This is a genomic window from Vibrio sp. 1978 (assembly GCF_033344345.1).
Genome location: NZ_JAWPOP010000842.1, coordinates 1 through 560 on the forward strand (window position 1 = coordinate 1; position 560 = coordinate 560).

At 45.5% G+C, this 560-nt stretch carries 1 protein-coding gene; it reads left to right on the forward strand.

Annotation, left to right across the window (positions count from 1 at the left end):
• The coding region (locus R8N49_RS29415) for an AsmA family protein (protein WP_318190734.1) at window positions 1–560 on the forward strand (560 nt) is incomplete at both ends.

Here is a 560-nt window from a genome sequence, read left to right on the forward strand (position 1 = left end):
CAAAGGTGATATCACCATCGATAAGTTCAAAGCGGCTAACGCGAAAATGGAAGCGGTAAAAGCGAGCTTCACTGTCAATCGTGGTGTGTTTGACCTCACATCATTTAGCTCGAAGTTGTACCAAGGCACAATTTCAGCAACAGCAAGACTAGATGCACGTAAGACGCCAGCGACTTACAGCGTGAAAAAATCAATCAAAGGTGTGAAAGTTCAACCGCTACTGATTGATGTTGCTAACAACGACCAGCTAGAAGGTACGGGTAACATCGACGTGAATGTCCAAGGTAGCAGTTTGACGCCGACAGGTATCAAACAGAACCTTGCTGGTACGGTAGTGATTAACTTTGCTGATGGTGCGGTAAATGGCATCAACGTTGCTCAGTTGATTCGTGAAAACTACGCGCGATTCAAAGGGCAAAAAGTTGAAAGTACCAACGAAGTGAAGAAAACAGACTTCAGTGCGATGACCGCGACGTTGAAACTAAACAAAGGTGTGGTATCAACGGACAACTTGCATGCTCAGTCACCATTACTACGTGTGCGTGGTAAAGGCAGTGCAA